Genomic DNA, 16608 nt, shown 5'->3' on the forward strand with positions numbered 1-16608 from the left:
TCAGAAAATAGGATGCCATCAGGCATCCTATTTTTATGCTTAAGGTGCAGGATTAGGTTGTTGTGTATGAATCTCTTCAATCCCTTTTAATACTGCTTCATCCAACGTAATGTCGAAAGCTTGAATATTTTCTTTTAACTGATCCAGACTGGTAGCGCCAATGATCGTACTGCTTACAAAGAACTGCTGTTTGATAAAAGCCAGTGCCATTTGGGTCAAGCTGAGACCATGTTTTTCAGCCAATTGAGCATATTGCTCGGTTGCCCATTCACTTTGAGGATTACTGTAGCGGGTAAAACGCGAAAATAAAGTCACACGAGCGTTCGCAGGACGAGCGCCATGACGGAATTTGCCAGTTAAGTAACCAAAGGCCAATGGCGAATAGGCAAGGAGTCCAACGCCTTCAAATTTGGCAATTTCAGACATGCCAATTTCGTAGGTTCGGTTTAATAGGCTATACGGGTTTTGTACACTGACAAATTTACTCACACCTAGCTTTTCCGCAAGTTGTAGAAACTTCATGGTTCCCCAAGGCGTTTCATTGGATAAGCCAATATGACGAATGCGCCCACGCTCAATTTCTTTTTGGAGAGCCAATAAAGTGTCTTGCATGGCTTCGATTTCATAATGCGCGGCCGCCTCTGCATTTGCATAGCCCAAACCGCCAAAGAAGTTGGTATGACGCTCTGGCCAGTGCAATTGATAGAGATCAATATAATCGGTCTGTAAACGCTTTAAAGAGCCATCTAGTGCTTGTTCAATATGTTTGCCAAATTGGGTATGACCTTCACGAATATGGCTGCCACCGAAACCAGGCCCTGCAATTTTAGATGCTAGAAACACTTTTTCACGTTGAGCGTGTTGTGCAAACCAGTTCCCAATAATAGTTTCGGTCGCCCCATAGGTTTCAGGTTTGGGGGGAACAGAGTACATCTCTGCGGTATCCCAGAAATATAAGCCATTTTCCAGTGCATAATTTAATTGATCAAAAGCTTCGGGCTGGGAGTTCTGTTCTCCAAAGGTCATGGTGCCTAAACAAATTTCAGGCACTTGAATGCCTGAATCACCCAATGCATGATATTGCATAACCTGATCCTTAACTTCCATTGAAAATTGACATTTTTGAACTTAAATGATTTGCTTTAAGTTGTATGTATGTTTTTGTATCTTAGATATTTTTCATAAAAAAAAGCAAACGATAAAGTTTGCTTTTCTTATCAGATAAAACGAAATTCTATTCTTCGTCATCAAAATCAGTATCATCCAGAGACTTCTCTTCTAATGATGCATCAAAAATGAGAATCGCTTTACCATCGGTTTCAATCATGCCTTGTTCTTCAAGCGTTTTAAGAACACGACCGACCATTTCGCGTGAACAACCAACGATACGGCCAATCTCCTGACGTGTAATACGGATTTGACGACCATTTGGTAAAATCATGGCTTCTGGCTGAGCAGATAAATCAATCAAACAGCGTGCAATACGACCAGAAACATCAATAAATGCTAAATCTGTGACTTTACGGGTCGTATTTTTCAGACGACGTACCAATTGGGCAAATACCGCGTAGCTTAAATCTGGATATTGCTTACTAAGTTCGTGGAAATTGTCATATGAAATTTCGGCAATTTCACAGACATCACGTGTACGAACTTCTGCTGTACGCTGTGGATTTGATTCAAAGAGACCCATTTCCCCAAAAAAGTCCCCAGGATTTAAATAAGCAACTACGATTTCACGTTCATCATCTTCACGTAAAATAATTGAAACGGAGCCTTTCAAAATCAAATAAAGCGATTTTGATTCGGTACCTGCGTCAACAATCGTCGTGCGTTTTGGATAGCGATTAATATGAGCACGTTTTAAAAGCGCCTTGACTGACTCTGGTAGTTGACCTGGAGACAAAGCATCGGTGCTGAGTTGTGAAAAGTTTGACGTCATGCTTAAGTTTTCCGATTAGGATATATAAAAAAGATCGCACAAGACCTAAATGAGCGTATTCACACACAAGAGATGAAATTCCTTATCAACTCATTTTATGCTAGTGTACAAGAACTATGTAAATTTATAATTTTTTTTGGGTAGTTGCAATGCAAACAAGTGTTCATTGGCTAGAGAATGTTGCTTTTGAAGCGAAATCTGAAAGTGGTCATCAAGTCGTGATGGATGGCTCTGCCGAATATGGTGGTGAAAACCGTGGCCCACGTCCGATGGAACTGATTTTAATGGGACTTGGTGGGTGTGCTTCGTTTGATATTGTGACCATTTTAAAGAAAGCACGTCAAGATGTGACCAATGTCGTATGTGAGTTAAAGGCAGATCGTGCTGATGCCATTCCAGCCGTTTTTACCGACATCCATTTGCACTTTGTAGTGACTGGAAAAGCAGTGAAAGAAAAACAGGTGGCAAAAGCAGTTGAGCTTTCCGCAGAAAAATACTGTTCGGCCAGTAAAATGCTGTCGGATGGTGGAGTCAATATTACGCATGATTTTGAAATTATTGAGGCTGAATAAGTTTAGTTTGAAAATAATTTGATTAAATCTGTAAGGTTAAGGCTGACAAACTGTCAGCTTTTTCTTTTAGATAGCATAAAAAGATAAAGAAGGAATGACTGTGGTGCAAATACGTGAAGCAAAACTAGAAGATGCCCAAGCATTACAACCTCTACTGGATCAATTGGGTTATGCTCAATCGATCCATTTCATTTCACAAAAAATCAAGGCCTTTATGCATGATCCTCATCAATATATTTTTGTTGCTCAAATTGAGGCTGAGGTTGCTGGCTTTTTGTCTTTGAGTATTATTCCACAAATCGCGACAGAAGGAGATTTTGCACGAGTCGCGTATCTCTGCGTACATGAACAATTTCGAGGGCAGAAAATTGGTCAGGCATTGTTAGCCTTTGCCGAAGAGATTGCACGACAGCGTGGCTGTGATCGGATGGAATTACATTCAAGCGATCATCGAAAACTGGCGCATCAGTTTTATCTAGCTCAAGGCTATGAAGATGCGCCAAAATATTTTCGGAAGTTCTTGGATTGAATTAAGGCTTTAAAAACAATTGCGGATCCACTCGCGCATTATTTAAGCTCATTCCCCAGTGTAGATGTGACCCTGTGACACGCCCCGTTTTTCCGACTAATCCTAAAACTTCACCTTGATGAATCTGCTGACCTTGCTTCACCTCTATTTTACTTAAATGACAAAACATACTGATTAAACCTTGTCCATGATCAATCAGTACAGTTTTTCCATTAAAAAAATAATCGCCTGTTTGCACGACTATGCCGTCGGCAGGAGCAACGACTTTTTGTCCAATCGGTGCAGGAATATCCAGCCCCGAATGGGGTGCGCGTTCTTCACCATTAAAAAAACGTTTGCGTCCAAAAGAATTGCTAAATTTACCTGAAGTAGGTGCTATAAAGTGAGGCATCGACTGCCATGAACTCGCTGTAAACGAACTATAGATGTCATTTTGTTGTTTGGCTTCTTGAGCATAACGTGCGAGTTGCGCCTCTGACGGATCTACATAATCCTGATTTTGGACCTTTATTCGTTGTTCAGCATACGCGTAAGGCTTTATTTCAATTTGAATCGGTTGGGCATTTGTATCGACTGTTAAAGTGCCGATTGGCGTATTTAATGGAATCCCTAGAATGGCATAACGTTGGGTATTTTCATTGCTAATCAGAATATTTTGCTGATTAAAGCGAACACTTTTAATCTCTTGACCCAGTGGAATAACTGCGATCCCACCTGGACGGCGTGAGTCTTGTGGTAACTCAGCATAGAGAGATTGTAAGCAGAGCAAAGATAAGCCTAGCATAAAACAGCTTTGTTTAAGCATAAGAAAATATCAGCAATAATTTCTTAGGTTTTTATCAGATTATTTTGAAAAATTCTGCTGCTTTGCTGTGAATAACTGAATTTGTTGGGCTGATGAAATGGGTATGTATCTAAGAATTAACAAAAACAGCATACAGACTTACTTGAAAATTTTGCCTAAAGAACCCATATTATAACTGAGTTATATATTATTTAATATTAATATAAGCTTATGAAAAATATAATGAAATTTTATAAAACTTATTTGAAATTTATAAAAGCGTTCCCATGTATTAAGCAAGTAACAAATTGATGATGAGGAATAACAATAATGCGTTTTGAAAAATTTACCAATCGCTTACAGCAAGCCCTGTCAGATGCGCAATCGTTAGCCACTGGTAAAGACCATACTTCTATTGATGGCATTCATATTCTTTCGGTTTTACTTGAAGAGCCATCCAATTTAAGCCTGTTGCAGCAATCAGGTGCAAGATTGCCTGAGTTAAAGAAAAAGCTGGAACAGGCGATTCAGGATGCGCCAACCATTGCCAATCCAACAGGTGACGTCAATCTAAATCCAGAAGCGGTGAAGGTTTTGAATCTGGCAGATCGTCATGCGCAAAAAGCAGGTGATGAGTTTTTATCAACAGATTGGGTACTGCTGGCACTTACTGAAACTGGTAGTACCAAAAGTTTATTAAACAGCGTAGGTGTAACGACTGATGCATTACGCAAAGTGATTGAATCTATTCGAGGCGACGATAAAGTCATGAGCAATAATCACGAAGATCAACGTGACTCATTAAATAAATATACTATTGATTTAACCGAACGTGCTTTGGCAGGCAAACTTGACCCTGTGATTGGGCGTGATGATGAAATTCGTCGCACTATTCAGGTCTTGTCGCGTCGTACCAAAAATAACCCCGTGTTGATTGGTGAGCCAGGGGTAGGTAAAACCGCCATTGTCGAGGGTCTGGCACAGCGTATCGTCAATGGTGAAGTGCCAGAAAGCCTGAAAAATAAACGGGTTTTATCACTGGATTTAGGTTCATTGCTTGCAGGTGCAAAATACCGTGGCGAGTTTGAAGAGCGTTTAAAAGCGGTACTTAATGATCTGGCCAAACAAGATGGGAATGTGATTTTATTTATTGATGAATTGCATACGCTAGTTGGAGCCGGCAAAACCGATGGCGCGATGGATGCGGGCAATATGCTGAAACCTGCTTTAGCGCGGGGTGAACTGCGTTGCGTCGGTGCAACCACACTAGATGAGTATCGCCAATACATCGAGAAAGATGCTGCTCTTGAACGCCGTTTCCAAAAAGTTTTGGTCGATGAACCAAGTGTTGAAGATACCATTGCGATTTTGCGTGGATTAAAAGAGAAATATGCCGCACATCATGGTGTACAAATTCTTGACTCCGCAATTATTGCAGCGGCGAAAATGTCGCACCGTTATATCACAGATCGTCAGCTACCTGACAAAGCCATTGATTTGATTGATGAAGCGGCATCACGTATTAAAATGGAGATCGACTCTAAACCAGAAGCTTTGGATCGTTTAGAACGTCGTATTATCCAGTTGAAAATGCAGCTTGAAGCGGTAAAACGTGATGAAGATGCAGGCAGTAAAGCTGAAATCAACCATCTTGAGGAACAGATTTCAATCATTGAGAAAGAATACAATGATATGGAAGAGATCTGGAAAGCTGAAAAAACTTTGGTTGAAGGGGATAAAAAGGCACAGATTGAACTTGATCAGGCGCGTATTGCGTTTGATAAAGCACAACGTGAAGGCGATTTGGCAGAAGCTGCACGTTTGCAATATGGCGTCATTCCAGAATTGCAAAAACGTCTGGAACAAGCTGAAGTTGCTGAAGAAAACGAAGAGCCAAAACTGATTCGTACCAAAGTAACGGAAAATGAAATTGCTGAGGTGGTCAGTGCTGCAACGGGTATTCCTGTGGCGAAAATGCTGCAAGGTGAACGTGAAAAACTTCTGCATATGGAAGAGTTTTTACATAACCGTGTTGTCGGGCAGGATGAAGCTGTCGTCGCGGTCTCGAATGCGGTTCGACGTTCTCGTGCAGGATTGTCTGATCCAAACCGCCCAAGCGGTTCATTCCTATTCCTTGGGCCAACAGGTGTGGGTAAAACAGAGTTGACCAAAGCATTGGCAAATTTCCTGTTTGATAGTGACGATGCCATGATTCGTATCGATATGAGCGAATTTATGGAGAAACATTCGGTGAGTCGTTTGGTGGGTGCACCTCCAGGCTATGTCGGCTATGAAGAAGGTGGTGTATTGACGGAAGCTGTGCGTCGTAAACCGTATAGCGTGGTATTGTTTGATGAAGTCGAAAAAGCGCATCCAGACGTGTTTAATATCTTGCTACAAGTCTTGGATGATGGTCGTTTGACCGATTCACAAGGTCGCGTGATCGACTTTAAAAATACGGTCATTGTGATGACATCGAACCTTGGTTCGCAAGATGTTCGTGAGCTAGGGGAAGGTGCAACTGACGATGAAGTGCGTAGTGTAGTGATGGCAGCGGTAAGTCAGCATTTCCGTCCAGAATTTATCAACCGTATTGATGAGTTGGTGGTATTCCACTCTCTGAAAAAATCACAAATTCGCGGCATTGCCGATATTCAACTTGATCGTTTACGCTCACGTTTGGCAGATCGTGAAATTGGATTGACCGTGGATGATACTGCTTTTGATATCTTAATTGATGCAGGTTTTGATCCTGTTTATGGTGCGCGTCCGTTGAAACGTGCAATTCAGCAACAGGTTGAAAATCCACTTGCTCAAAAAATTCTGGCTGGAGAATTTCAAGCTGGAGATAATATCATTATCAAAGGTGATCATGGTCATCTCGTGTTTGATAAATTAAAACTGAGTTAATTTCTGACTGAATGTGAAGCTTTATAAAGAGGATGTAGTCGATACATCCTCTTTTTTTACATCTTGATAGATGGATAACCGACAGATTATCGGGAACTTCTGTTTAAGCATTGCGGTTTAAATCAAATCTTGTTAGCGTGAAATTAAATAAGAAGAACTGAGTAAATAAAGGAAGAATCACGTGATGGAAAGTCAAGGATCTGCACTCTATATAATGATTGTTTTGCTAGGAAGTTTGGGGTGCTCAGGCTATACAATTTCTGCGACACCTTTAAATGAAAATGTCTTGAGAAATGAAAGTGATTCACTCGAACGTGTAACACCGCCTGTAGTAAAGGCAGTTGAACAAGACGCAAAAAAACCAGTATCTGAGCAAAAAAATCTAAACCAGAATATTGCAAAAAAGCATAGCAAACAATTGATTCAGGATAATCTGGATGCCAGTGTCTTATCTGAATATGAGGAACAGAAGAAAATTACAGAACCGACGAGAACCAGTATCTATCTGCAACAACAAATCCCTGAATTACCACCTTATGAAGAAAAAGTCCGTATGGATAAGCTTAATTTAAGTGGACCACAGCTTGGTAATGCCAAAGGTGATGTTACGATTACCATCAATAAATAAAGCCCGTTGAAATTTCAACAGGCTTTATTAAATGGATTACATTTTCTCAAAACATAGGTTTAGTTCGGTAGATGCTGAATTTTCCAAGCACGGTGAATTTTTTGATTTCGTTTAAAATCAGGGCCAATCGTATCATGGGTGATTTCTTCAGCATCAAACAGGGCTTCGATTTCTTCGTCAAGTTCAAAACCACGATAGTTATTGGAAAAATATAATGTTCCTTCAGAACTTAAACGATTCATGGCTCGTTTAAGTAATGACACATGATCACGTTGAATATCAAAAGTGCCATAAAACTTTTTAGAGTTTGAAAATGTTGGTGGGTCAATAAAGATCAAGTCATATTGTTCATGACCTTCTTTGAGCCATTCAAAACAGTCACTGGCAAAGAACATATGTTGTTCATCAGCATGGTCAACTGTGAGACCATTTAAAACAAAATTTTCTTTTGACCAATTCAAATAAGTGTTGGATAAATCTACGCTCGTCGTGCTGGCTGCGCCACCCAATGCTGCATGCAAGCTTGCAGTCGAAGTATAACTAAACAGATTTAAGAAGTGCTTACCGCGTGCTTCTTTAGCAATGCGCAAACGCATTTGTCTATGATCCAGAAACAAACCAGTATCCAGATAATCTGTTAAGTTGACTAAAATCTTGGCTTGACCTTCCTGAACAATAAAACGCTTAGATGCAGTGCTTTGTTTAGTGTATTGGCTTTTACCTTCTTGACGCGCACGAGTTTTAATAAATATCGCTTCGCGAGATAACCCTGTTACAGCACGAACAGCAGCCAATGCCAAATTAAAACGTTTCTTGGCTTTTTCAGGATCAATGGTTTTCGGTGGTGCGTATTCCTGAACGTGTAAGCGATCACCGTATAAATCTACCGCGACATTAAAATCAGGCAAATCAGCATCATAAAGGCGTAAACAGAACACTTGTTCTTTGGTAGCCCATTTTTTCAAGGCAGACATATTCTTTTGTAAGCGATTGGCAAAATCTTGCGCGCCTTCAATTTCGACAGGATCGGCATGCCAAGTTGCTAAAAATGGCTGGTTATTGGCGATAGGTTTAACTTGACCAAAACGAATGTAAATTGGCAATTTACCATTCATTAAGCGTAAGGTTTCTGGGTCGCTCAATGCCAATACATCAGCTTGCTCAATCTGTGCTGCAATCACGGCAGCATGCTGATTTGGAAAATGTTGCTGTAATAGAGCAGATAAACCTAAATAAAAAGCACGGTTTGAGGCTTTATCACCAAGACGTTCGCCGTATGGTGGATTGGTTACCACGAAAGCCTTGTTATAGGTGTTTTCAAAAGATGGCCAGTCTGCAAGTGGACGTTCTTCAATCTGGATTTGATCTAATAATTTTTCAAAACCTGCCGCAATAATATTTTGGCGAGTTGCTTTTACGGCTTCCCAGTCTGCATCAAAAGCATAAAATTTTGGAAGTGGTTTTTCCAAAGCGACCTCATGACGCTGCGCAGCCTCGGCTTTAATTTCAAGCCAGAGTTCACGATCATGTCCATGCCAACCATTAAAACCAAAACGACGAACTAGACCAGGTGCACGATCGGTCAAAATCATCAAAGATTCAATAATAAAGGTACCTGAACCACACATCGGGTCGAGAATTAAATCGGGTTGTAATTGTTCTAATTTAGCTTTTTGTAAAATTGCGGCGGCTAGATTTTCTTTAATTGGTGCTTCGGTCATATAGTGACGATAGCCGCGCTTATGTAAGGAATCACCTGATAAGTCTAAGCAAAAGGTGTGTTCGGTTTTACCTGCCAATACAAACAAGGTAATTTCGGGTTGTTTGGTATCAATGCTCGGACGACGGCCAACGGCTTCCATAAAGGAATCGACCACACCGTCTTTTGTACGAAGCGTTGCAAACTGAGTATTCACTTTGATGTCCCGTTCGACATGCAAACGGATGGCAAAGGTGCTTTGTGGTGCAAAAATCAGTGACCAATCAAAATTTAAAGCCCCTTCGTACAGTTCTTCTGCAACATCACGGGCATCATGACTAAATTCGATCTCGTAGGTATGAATTGGTTTGAGTACGCGTGACGCTAGACGCGACCACATACAAATTCGGTAAGCTTGTTCAAGCGACCCTTGGAAAATGAGACGACCTGCAAAGCGTTCAGTCTGCTCGATGCCTAAACCTTGTAATTCTTGTTGCAATAAGGTTTCCAGTCCATCTGCACAGGTAACCCAATATGTAGAAAGACGTTGCGGTGAATTCATTCAATTTTCCAAGAGCAGCTAAAGCAATCGGTTATTTTAGCGTATTTTCAAGGGGAAAACTTGTTCATTTGCCTAAAACTTCAACTGCCCGATTGAGAAAAATATCTGTATAATGCCTTAACTTAACGTCTAAGGAATCTCTCATGCACTTGGCGGCATTGCATACACCGAGTCAGATTCAGCTCAATCAGCAGGGCAATTTAAAACACTTTTTGACCATCGAAGGTCTTTCCAAAGAAACGCTTACAAAAATTCTCGATACCGCGCAATCTTTTATAAATGATCAAAATCAGTTGATCACGACGCCATTACTTGAAGGGCGTACCGTGATGAATTTATTTTTTGAAAATTCTACCCGTACCCGTACTACTTTTGAGGCGGCAGCGAAACGTTTGTCTGCCAATGTGTTGAATATTGATATTGCACGTTCAAGTACCTCTAAAGGGGAAACCTTACGAGATACACTCTGGAACTTGGAAGCAATGGCGGCAGATATCTTTGTGGTACGTCATTCCTCTTCAGGTGCGGCACATTTTATTGCCAAAGATGTTTGTCCAAATCTAGCCATTATTAATGCAGGGGATGGACGTCACGCCCATCCAACGCAAGCCATGCTGGATATGCTAACCATTCGTCGTGATACCCATAAACCTTTTGAAGAACTTAGCGTTGCGATTATTGGTGATATTAAACATTCTCGTGTTGCACGTTCTGATATTGCGGCTTTACAGACATTGGGCTGTCAAGATATTCGCGTGATTGCACCAAATACTTTATTGCCAGTTGGTTTCAGTGAATATGGTGATCATGTTCGTCTATTTAATAAAATGGACGAAGGCGTTAAAGATTGTGACGTGATCATCGCACTACGTATTCAAAATGAACGAATTGATTCGCCTGCATTGTCTTCTCAAGCAGAATTTTATCGTATGTATGGACTGAATCAGGAACGTTTGGCGTTGGCGAAACCTGATTGTATTGTGATGCATCCGGGGCCAATGAATCGTGGTGTTGAGATTGATTCCAGTATTGCCGATGGCCCACGTTCTGTGATTTTGCATCAGGTGACCAATGGTATTGCGGTGCGTATGGCAGTTCTGGCACTCACAATGCAAGGGCAGTTACAGCAACAGGGTTTAATTGAAGCAATCGCGGTATAAGGGTCAACATTATGAGCAATATTAAACTTGAAAATGTCCGTTTACTTGATCCTGTAGAGAAAATTGACCTAATTACAACTGTTTATTTAAAAAACGGTAAACGTGTTGAATCACTTGAGCATATTGATGAAAGTATCGATGCACAGGGCAAATGGTTGATGCCAACGATGGTAGATTTGTGCGCACGTGTACGTGAACCAGGTCAACAACAGCATGGTACTTTGAAGTCCGAAGGTAAGGCTGCACGTGAAAATGGTATTTTACATGTGATTACGCCGCCAGATTCTAAACCAATCGTGCAGGACAATGGGGCCTTGATTCATGGCTTAATTGAGAAAGCATGGACAGATGGACAGTTTCATTTACATATTATTGGCGCGCAGACCCAAGGTTTAATGGGCAAACAACCTGCGAATATGGCGGCACTTAAAAAGGGTGGCTGTACCGCCGTGTCAAATGCCAATGCATCTTTTGAAGATGATGATGTGGTGATTCGTACACTGGAATATGCAGCAGGTTTGGGCTTAACCGTAGTGTTTTATCCAGAAGAAGCACAAATTGCAAAAGATGGCTGCGTACATGAAGGGTTTATTGCTTCACGTCAGGGTTTGCCAATGATTCCTGCAATTGCAGAAACTATTGCGATTGCGAAATATCTGATCATGATTGAAGCCACAGGCGTTCGTGCACATTTTGGTCTTATTTCTTCTGGAAAATCCATTGAGTTGATTGAAGCGGCTAAAGCCAAAGGCTTACCTGTAACTGCTGATGTTGCCATGCATCAGTTACATTTAACTGAATCCTTAATTGATGGTTTTAATTCATTGGCTCATGTACGTCCGCCTTTGCGTTCTGAACAAGATAAACAACAATTACGTCTAGCAGTAAAATCAGGTGTAATTGATGCCATTTGTACGCATCATGAACCGTTGAGTAGTTCGGCGAAAATGATGCCATTTGCAGAAACATTACCGGGGATTAGTGCTTTTGATACCTATGTAGCTTTGGGTGTTCAATTGGTCAAAGAAGGATTGTTTGAACCGCTTGAGTGGGTAGAAAAAGTGACCATAGCACCTGCGCAAGTGGCTAATATGTTAGAGCGTTGGCAGGCTGAAAAAGGCTGGGTATTAGTTGATCCTGATTTACAGTGGACATTAGAAAAGAAAAGTATTCTGTCTAGTGGTAAAAATACACCACTTTTAAATCAGACTTTGACTGGAAAAGTAGTGCAGACGTTCTTGATTTAAATTTTAAACAATCTTAAAAAAACTCGGTAAAATCATAGCCGAGTTTTTTATTGGATGAATAAATAAAAATAGAATAAAAACTCGATTTTTAGTGATAAAGATGATTAAAATATGCCCGCTATAAATAACGACAAACAATTAGTGGAAAGCGATGAAAAAATTTATCATTTTAACAACTTTATCAACTGCAATTTTATTTAGTGGCTGTGACTACTTTAAAAATAAGAAAACTGAGAATCAAGCTCAGGATGTTGCAGATTTTAGTTGTACTAATCAGGATAATCTTAATCAAATACAGGATTATTTAAAGTCTGAATATATTAAAGCTCTTGAAAAAAGTTTGCGTCAATCCTCAGGATATTATGAAGCTGACCGTACTTTGTTAGAAAAGATTAATAAAGGACTTCGATTTGAAATTAAAACCATTCGAACTTTGACAGAAGATCCTAAAACAGCAACCGAGCTCAACTGTGAAAGCCAATTGGTGGTGCATTTTCCAAAAGGGTTAATGCAACGTGCAGAAAATGCCTATCAAGCCTATATTGAGAATAGTGAAGGAGATGGCTATGCTACTGTAAAAGATTATCTGGATAATAATGAATCAGGGTTGTCAGTAACGAATGATGAATTGCGTGGTAATTTATTATATGACATTACCAAGACTGATAAAGAAGGCATAAGTTTAAGTGTTCAAAATCAAAAAGAGATATTAGAGGGCGTTGCTTTTATCACTGAGCAAGCAGTTTTATTTGAAAGTTATATAGAAAAAAATAAACAATATCAATCTATGATTCAGGATAATGATCAGAAAGAAGCTGCTCAATATAATCTGGCAAAACAAGCGATGGATATCCGAAAAAAAGAGCTGGATGCTGAAAAACAGAAACAGGTAGAACGTTTAAATCAAACTTGGGACAATTTGACTGAGGAACAGCGAGAACAACTTAAACAAGATCAAACGGACTGGTTTGAAAAACGTGATATTGATTGTAAAGTTCTTGCACAAAAGTCTGCCCATGAAATTCCTGAAAAAGAAAAGGAAACTTATCAAAAACAATCGGATTACTGGGATCAGGCTTTGAACGATCAAAATACAGAAATGCAATACACCAAATGTTTTAATCAGCGAACCATTGAACGTATTGTCTATTTAAATAACGTATTTAACTAATTTTGCATCTTTTAAATTGATACAGGTAAAGGGCGATTGATTCGCCCTTTGTTTATTGGCATGCTTAAGCCTATTGCGATCAATGAGTTGAGTTATGCGGATTAGTTTTGTGGGTTCAGGCAAAGTGGCAACACATTTGGCCAAAACATTTTCATCCCAGCATCAAATTGTTCAAATCATGAGTCGTAATCTCGAACACGCAACAAAGCTTGCTAATCAAGTTGGAGCACAAGCGATTGATGATGATCATCTACTGAGTTCAAAAATAGATTTAGTTGTTCTCGCAGTGAGTGATCAGTCTATTGCATCTGTGATTCATGAGATTCATTTACAGTTGCCAGATGTTTTAATGGTGCATACTTCAGGAAGCACCGACCTCAAAGTATTATCAGATGTCCATCCCAATGCAGGGGTATTTTATCCGCTGCAAACTTTTAGTTTTGAACGTGAAATTGATTGGGCTGAAACTCCTTTGTTTATAGAGGCAAAGCAACCACAGGCGCTAGAAATTCTAAATCAATTAGCAAATAGCCTAAGCAAACACGTTTATCATTATTCATCATCTCAGCGTCTAAGTTTACATTTGGCTGCGGTGTTTGCCTGTAATTTTAGTAATTATTGCTACGATATGGCCAAGCAAGTTGTAGATCAGCAACAGGTCGATTTTTCATTGCTTTATCCTTTAATCTTGGAAACAGCAAAAAAAGCGACCCAATATGACCCTGTTCAAGTTCAAACAGGGCCAGCACTTCGAGACGATCATAATATTTTGCAAATGCATCAGCATTTACTCGAACAGGCTAGTCGTCCTGATCTAAAAGAAATCTATCAGCTTTTAAGTCAAGCGATTATCACCAGACACCATGTTTAAACTCGATTAGATTTTTTCATAACAACATAGATCGTCTTTATTTTCTCTCCGATTGTGAAATAAAAACAAAGATGAAATAAATCTATTGATACGGCATTGATCAAGATATTAAAAAAGGGATAAATAATTATGGCAAAAGACTTTAGTTCACAGCAAGTAGTAGAGAGTTACGATCAACATATTCGTAAATTGATCCCCGGATATGAAGTGGTTCATCAACAAATACAAGCATTGTTAAAAACTTATTTGCCTGAGTCTGCGCATATTTTAGTGGTAGGTTGTGGAACGGGTTATGAACTTGGTTACTTATTACAAACTTTCCCTAATTGGCACTTCACCGCAACCGATTTATCAGCCGCTATGTTAGATAAAGCGCGAACCTCTCTCCAAGATTTGAATGTTGATCATCGTGTTGATTTTCACTTGGGTGATGTACATGAATTAGAAAATATCGTGAGTTTTGATACAGCGCTTTCTATTTTAGTGACACATTTTGTTGCATTCCCTCAAAAGTTGAAATTTTTACAAGCCATTCAAAAACGGCTCAAAACAGAAGGTTTATTTATTACTTTTGACTTAACTGAAATTTCTTCAGAACCCCAACAACGTGCTTTAAAAAATATCTGTGAAAGTAATGGACTGACACAAACTCAAACGACTGCCATGTTAAAACGGCTTGCAGATGATTTCTATGCGTTAACGGATGAGCAAACGTTTGAATTGCTCGAACAGGCCGAATTCAATCAAGTGGCACGATTTACTCAAATTTTAAATTACCAAGGTTTTTTAGCTTTTTCAAAATAACAAAATTCAATGTAGTCTGAAACAGATCTATGATTGCTTGCACATTGAGGATGATATATAAAATGATGATGAGCTGGACTTTTTAGAAAGGTTTGAGCATTTAAAAATGATCCTATCACAGCTCAGTGACTGCTCTGATCTAGGAAAAATTTGAAGTATTTCTCATCTGTTGGTACGTTGTTTATTGATTGAAATGCAATCTTATTATCGAAAAAATTAACAATAAAAGAGTCTTGATACATTATGAGTCAACCTTCATCACAGGATTCATTTTTGACTGAGTTAGATCAGAGTCGTTCAAATTCATCTCGTGATGTGTCACAGCGTAACTTATGTTGTTGTGAAGAGTGTGATGCAATTTATCAGAAAGTGAAACTGGGACGGGGTGAACGCGCGTATTGTAGTTGCTGTGGTGCAGAACTTTATCGGCAAGTTAAACCATTTAATACGCTGTTGGCGCTGGTGATAACCGCATTAATTATTTTTATCGTCGCCAATAGTTTTCCCATCGTGAGTGTTGAGCTCAATGGCAATGTTTCCCAAACCACATTGTTGGGGGCAGCCTTGATGATGTTTCATATTGATCGAGCTTTTGTCGGGGTGCTTATTTTAATCACCACATTTATTGTTCCACTCACAGATTTATTGTTACTGGCTTATATCTTTGCATCAGTCAGTGTTTTTAAAACCAGACCCAAATACTTGATCCCTGCGTTAAGAATAATCTGTGTATTTCGAACATGGGGCATGGTCGAAGTTTTTTTAATTGGTGTTCTGGTCACTTTGGTGAAATTAGTGGGAATGGTGGTGGTGATTCCGGGGATTGCTTTATGGGCATTTGCAATATTGAGCCTGTTATTGGTCTATATCGCGTCAGTTAAAGTCCAAGATATTTGGTATGAAGTTGATCGGTGCCAACCATGAAAAAAATCAAACACATTGGGGAACAAGTGCATCAAACAAGCGATGTTGCCGATGATGATGCGTGTATTCATCGAGTGAATCCAAGAGCGGTCGATCTCGGATTAGTGGCATGTCATTGTTGTGGTCTGGTGAATCCACAAAGTCACCACGGGGATCAAACTCAATATTGCATTCGATGTAAGAGCGCATTGCATGTTCGTAAAGATCATAGTCAAAGCCGCACCTTGGCATTGGTAATTGCTGCGACGATTTTATATATTCCAGCAAATGTATTGCCAATGACCATTACCGATTCATTATTGGGACATCAGCAAGATACCATTATGAGTGGGGTCATTTACTTCTGGCAAAGCGGTGATTATTTTGTGGCAGCCGTGATTTTTACGGCCAGTATTTTTATTCCCATGGTGAAGTTGCTAATTTTATACTTTCTGGTTTTTGTCGTGCGAATGCAATCTACTGCGCAATGGACTATATTACCTTCACATTGCAGCGTGTTATATCGTATTGTGGAGTTTGTGGGGCGCTGGTCCATGATAGATGTATTTGTGGTTGCTTTACTAACCGCGCTGATACAAATTCAATCATTGGCCACGATTTTGGCGGGGCCTGGTGCCGTGGCTTTTGGTGCAGTGGTGGTATTGACCATGTTTGCTTCAATGAGTTTTGATCCACGTATTATTTGGGATAATTATTATTTATCCCATCAGCGACTAAATACCTCAACCAACGCTTCAAAAAACAACATGGTGAATCAGGTCAATCATTTGCCATCTAAAAATGATTTTTTTCAGCCTCGTTAAAA

At 39.7% G+C, this 16608-nt stretch carries 15 protein-coding genes; 11 read left to right on the forward strand and 4 right to left on the reverse strand.

What is annotated here, in order from left to right; all coding sequences use genetic code 11:
• Nucleotides 1-39: 39 nt before the first annotated feature.
• Complete coding sequence (locus I6L31_RS00800) at nt 40-1086, reverse strand: NADP(H)-dependent aldo-keto reductase (protein WP_005003783.1); 1047 nt, start codon at nt 1084-1086, stop codon at nt 40-42.
• Nucleotides 1087-1234: 148 nt separating this feature from the next.
• The gene (gene crp, locus I6L31_RS00805; RefSeq protein ID WP_004989690.1) at nt 1235-1942 is read right to left on the reverse strand and encodes a cAMP-activated global transcriptional regulator CRP; all 708 of its coding nucleotides are present in this window, start codon (nt 1940-1942) and stop codon (nt 1235-1237) included.
• A gap of 149 nt (nt 1943-2091) precedes the next feature.
• Between crp and I6L31_RS00810 the strand changes: the two genes are divergently transcribed.
• Nucleotides 2092-2514, forward strand: coding sequence for an OsmC family protein (locus tag I6L31_RS00810; RefSeq protein WP_004989689.1), 423 nt, complete (start codon nt 2092-2094; stop codon nt 2512-2514).
• A gap of 94 nt (nt 2515-2608) precedes the next feature.
• Nucleotides 2609-3043: a GNAT family N-acetyltransferase gene (locus I6L31_RS00815; RefSeq protein ID WP_228128604.1), complete on the forward strand. Its 435-nt coding sequence runs from the start codon at nt 2609-2611 to the stop codon at nt 3041-3043.
• 1 nt (nt 3044) lies between these two features.
• On the opposite strand, the gene I6L31_RS00820 is transcribed toward I6L31_RS00815, so the two are convergent.
• Nucleotides 3045-3848 carry a M23 family metallopeptidase gene (locus I6L31_RS00820; protein ID WP_005003787.1) on the reverse strand — a complete coding sequence of 268 codons (804 nt, stop codon included), beginning with the start codon at nt 3846-3848 and terminating at the stop codon, nt 3045-3047.
• A 309-nt stretch (nt 3849-4157) separates the two neighbouring features.
• Between I6L31_RS00820 and clpB the strand changes: the two genes are divergently transcribed.
• Together clpB and I6L31_RS00830 are read left to right on the forward strand one after the other, a co-directional pair.
• Nucleotides 4158-6737 (forward strand): ATP-dependent chaperone ClpB, encoded by a 2580-nt coding sequence (gene clpB / locus I6L31_RS00825; RefSeq protein WP_005003789.1) that lies wholly within the window; start codon nt 4158-4160, stop codon nt 6735-6737.
• A gap of 184 nt (nt 6738-6921) precedes the next feature.
• A complete protein-coding gene (locus I6L31_RS00830) occupies nt 6922-7365 on the forward strand; it encodes a hypothetical protein (RefSeq protein WP_005003791.1) in 444 nt (147 codons plus the stop codon).
• A 59-nt stretch (nt 7366-7424) separates the two neighbouring features.
• On the opposite strand, the gene rlmKL is transcribed toward I6L31_RS00830, so the two are convergent.
• Nucleotides 7425-9626, reverse strand: coding sequence for a bifunctional 23S rRNA (guanine(2069)-N(7))-methyltransferase RlmK/23S rRNA (guanine(2445)-N(2))-methyltransferase RlmL (gene rlmKL / locus I6L31_RS00835; protein ID WP_005003793.1), 2202 nt, complete (start codon nt 9624-9626; stop codon nt 7425-7427).
• A 143-nt stretch (nt 9627-9769) separates the two neighbouring features.
• Here rlmKL and I6L31_RS00840 point away from each other — a divergent pair, with 143 nt between their 5' ends.
• From I6L31_RS00840 to I6L31_RS00870, 7 genes are all read left to right on the forward strand, one after another.
• Nucleotides 9770-10786, forward strand: a complete 1017-nt coding sequence (locus I6L31_RS00840; RefSeq protein WP_005003795.1) for an aspartate carbamoyltransferase catalytic subunit — start codon at nt 9770-9772, stop codon at nt 10784-10786.
• Between the two features lie 11 nt (nt 10787-10797).
• Complete coding sequence (locus I6L31_RS00845; RefSeq protein ID WP_005003797.1) at nt 10798-12033, forward strand: dihydroorotase; 1236 nt, start codon at nt 10798-10800, stop codon at nt 12031-12033.
• A 151-nt stretch (nt 12034-12184) separates the two neighbouring features.
• Complete coding sequence (locus I6L31_RS00850) at nt 12185-13204, forward strand: hypothetical protein (protein ID WP_005003799.1); 1020 nt, start codon at nt 12185-12187, stop codon at nt 13202-13204.
• Between the two features lie 94 nt (nt 13205-13298).
• Entirely contained in the window at nt 13299-14075 is a 777-nt protein-coding gene (locus I6L31_RS00855) for a Rossmann-like and DUF2520 domain-containing protein (protein WP_005003801.1), read from the forward strand.
• A 129-nt stretch (nt 14076-14204) separates the two neighbouring features.
• Complete coding sequence (locus I6L31_RS00860; RefSeq protein ID WP_005003803.1) at nt 14205-14879, forward strand: class I SAM-dependent methyltransferase; 675 nt, start codon at nt 14205-14207, stop codon at nt 14877-14879.
• Nucleotides 14880-15122: 243 nt separating this feature from the next.
• Entirely contained in the window at nt 15123-15803 is a 681-nt protein-coding gene (locus tag I6L31_RS00865; RefSeq protein WP_005003805.1) for a paraquat-inducible protein A, read from the forward strand.
• A complete protein-coding gene (locus I6L31_RS00870) occupies nt 15800-16606 on the forward strand; it encodes a paraquat-inducible protein A (RefSeq protein ID WP_005003807.1) in 807 nt (268 codons plus the stop codon). Before I6L31_RS00865 ends, I6L31_RS00870 begins: the two co-directional genes overlap by 4 nt.
• Nucleotides 16607-16608 lie beyond the last annotated feature (2 nt).

It is taken from the genome of Acinetobacter septicus, assembly GCF_019355975.1.
Taxonomy (GTDB): domain Bacteria; phylum Pseudomonadota; class Gammaproteobacteria; order Pseudomonadales; family Moraxellaceae; genus Acinetobacter; species Acinetobacter ursingii.

Excerpts from the sequence above, each read along its gene's own strand:
- I6L31_RS00845 (WP_005003797.1), top strand. The coding sequence starts at position 10,798 with ATGAGCAATATTAAACTTGAAAATGTCCGTTTACTTGATCCTGTAGAG.
- I6L31_RS00850 (WP_005003799.1), top strand. The coding sequence starts at position 12,185 with ATGAAAAAATTTATCATTTTAACAACTTTATCAACTGCAATTTTATTT.
- I6L31_RS00855 (WP_005003801.1), top strand. The coding sequence starts at position 13,299 with ATGCGGATTAGTTTTGTGGGTTCAGGCAAAGTGGCAACACATTTGGCC.
- I6L31_RS00830 (WP_005003791.1), top strand. The coding sequence starts at position 6,922 with ATGGAAAGTCAAGGATCTGCACTCTATATAATGATTGTTTTGCTAGGA.
- I6L31_RS00860 (WP_005003803.1), top strand. The coding sequence starts at position 14,205 with ATGGCAAAAGACTTTAGTTCACAGCAAGTAGTAGAGAGTTACGATCAA.
- I6L31_RS00815 (WP_228128604.1), top strand. The coding sequence starts at position 2,609 with ATGACTGTGGTGCAAATACGTGAAGCAAAACTAGAAGATGCCCAAGCA.
- I6L31_RS00840 (WP_005003795.1), top strand. The coding sequence starts at position 9,770 with ATGCACTTGGCGGCATTGCATACACCGAGTCAGATTCAGCTCAATCAG.
- clpB (WP_005003789.1), top strand. The coding sequence starts at position 4,158 with ATGCGTTTTGAAAAATTTACCAATCGCTTACAGCAAGCCCTGTCAGAT.
- I6L31_RS00810 (WP_004989689.1), top strand. The coding sequence starts at position 2,092 with ATGCAAACAAGTGTTCATTGGCTAGAGAATGTTGCTTTTGAAGCGAAA.
- rlmKL (WP_005003793.1), bottom strand. The coding sequence starts at position 9,626 with ATGAATTCACCGCAACGTCTTTCTACATATTGGGTTACCTGTGCAGAT.
- I6L31_RS00865 (WP_005003805.1), top strand. The coding sequence starts at position 15,123 with ATGAGTCAACCTTCATCACAGGATTCATTTTTGACTGAGTTAGATCAG.
- I6L31_RS00820 (WP_005003787.1), bottom strand. The coding sequence starts at position 3,848 with ATGCTTAAACAAAGCTGTTTTATGCTAGGCTTATCTTTGCTCTGCTTA.
- I6L31_RS00800 (WP_005003783.1), bottom strand. The coding sequence starts at position 1,086 with ATGCAATATCATGCATTGGGTGATTCAGGCATTCAAGTGCCTGAAATT.
- I6L31_RS00870 (WP_005003807.1), top strand. The coding sequence starts at position 15,800 with ATGAAAAAAATCAAACACATTGGGGAACAAGTGCATCAAACAAGCGAT.
- crp (WP_004989690.1), bottom strand. The coding sequence starts at position 1,942 with ATGACGTCAAACTTTTCACAACTCAGCACCGATGCTTTGTCTCCAGGT.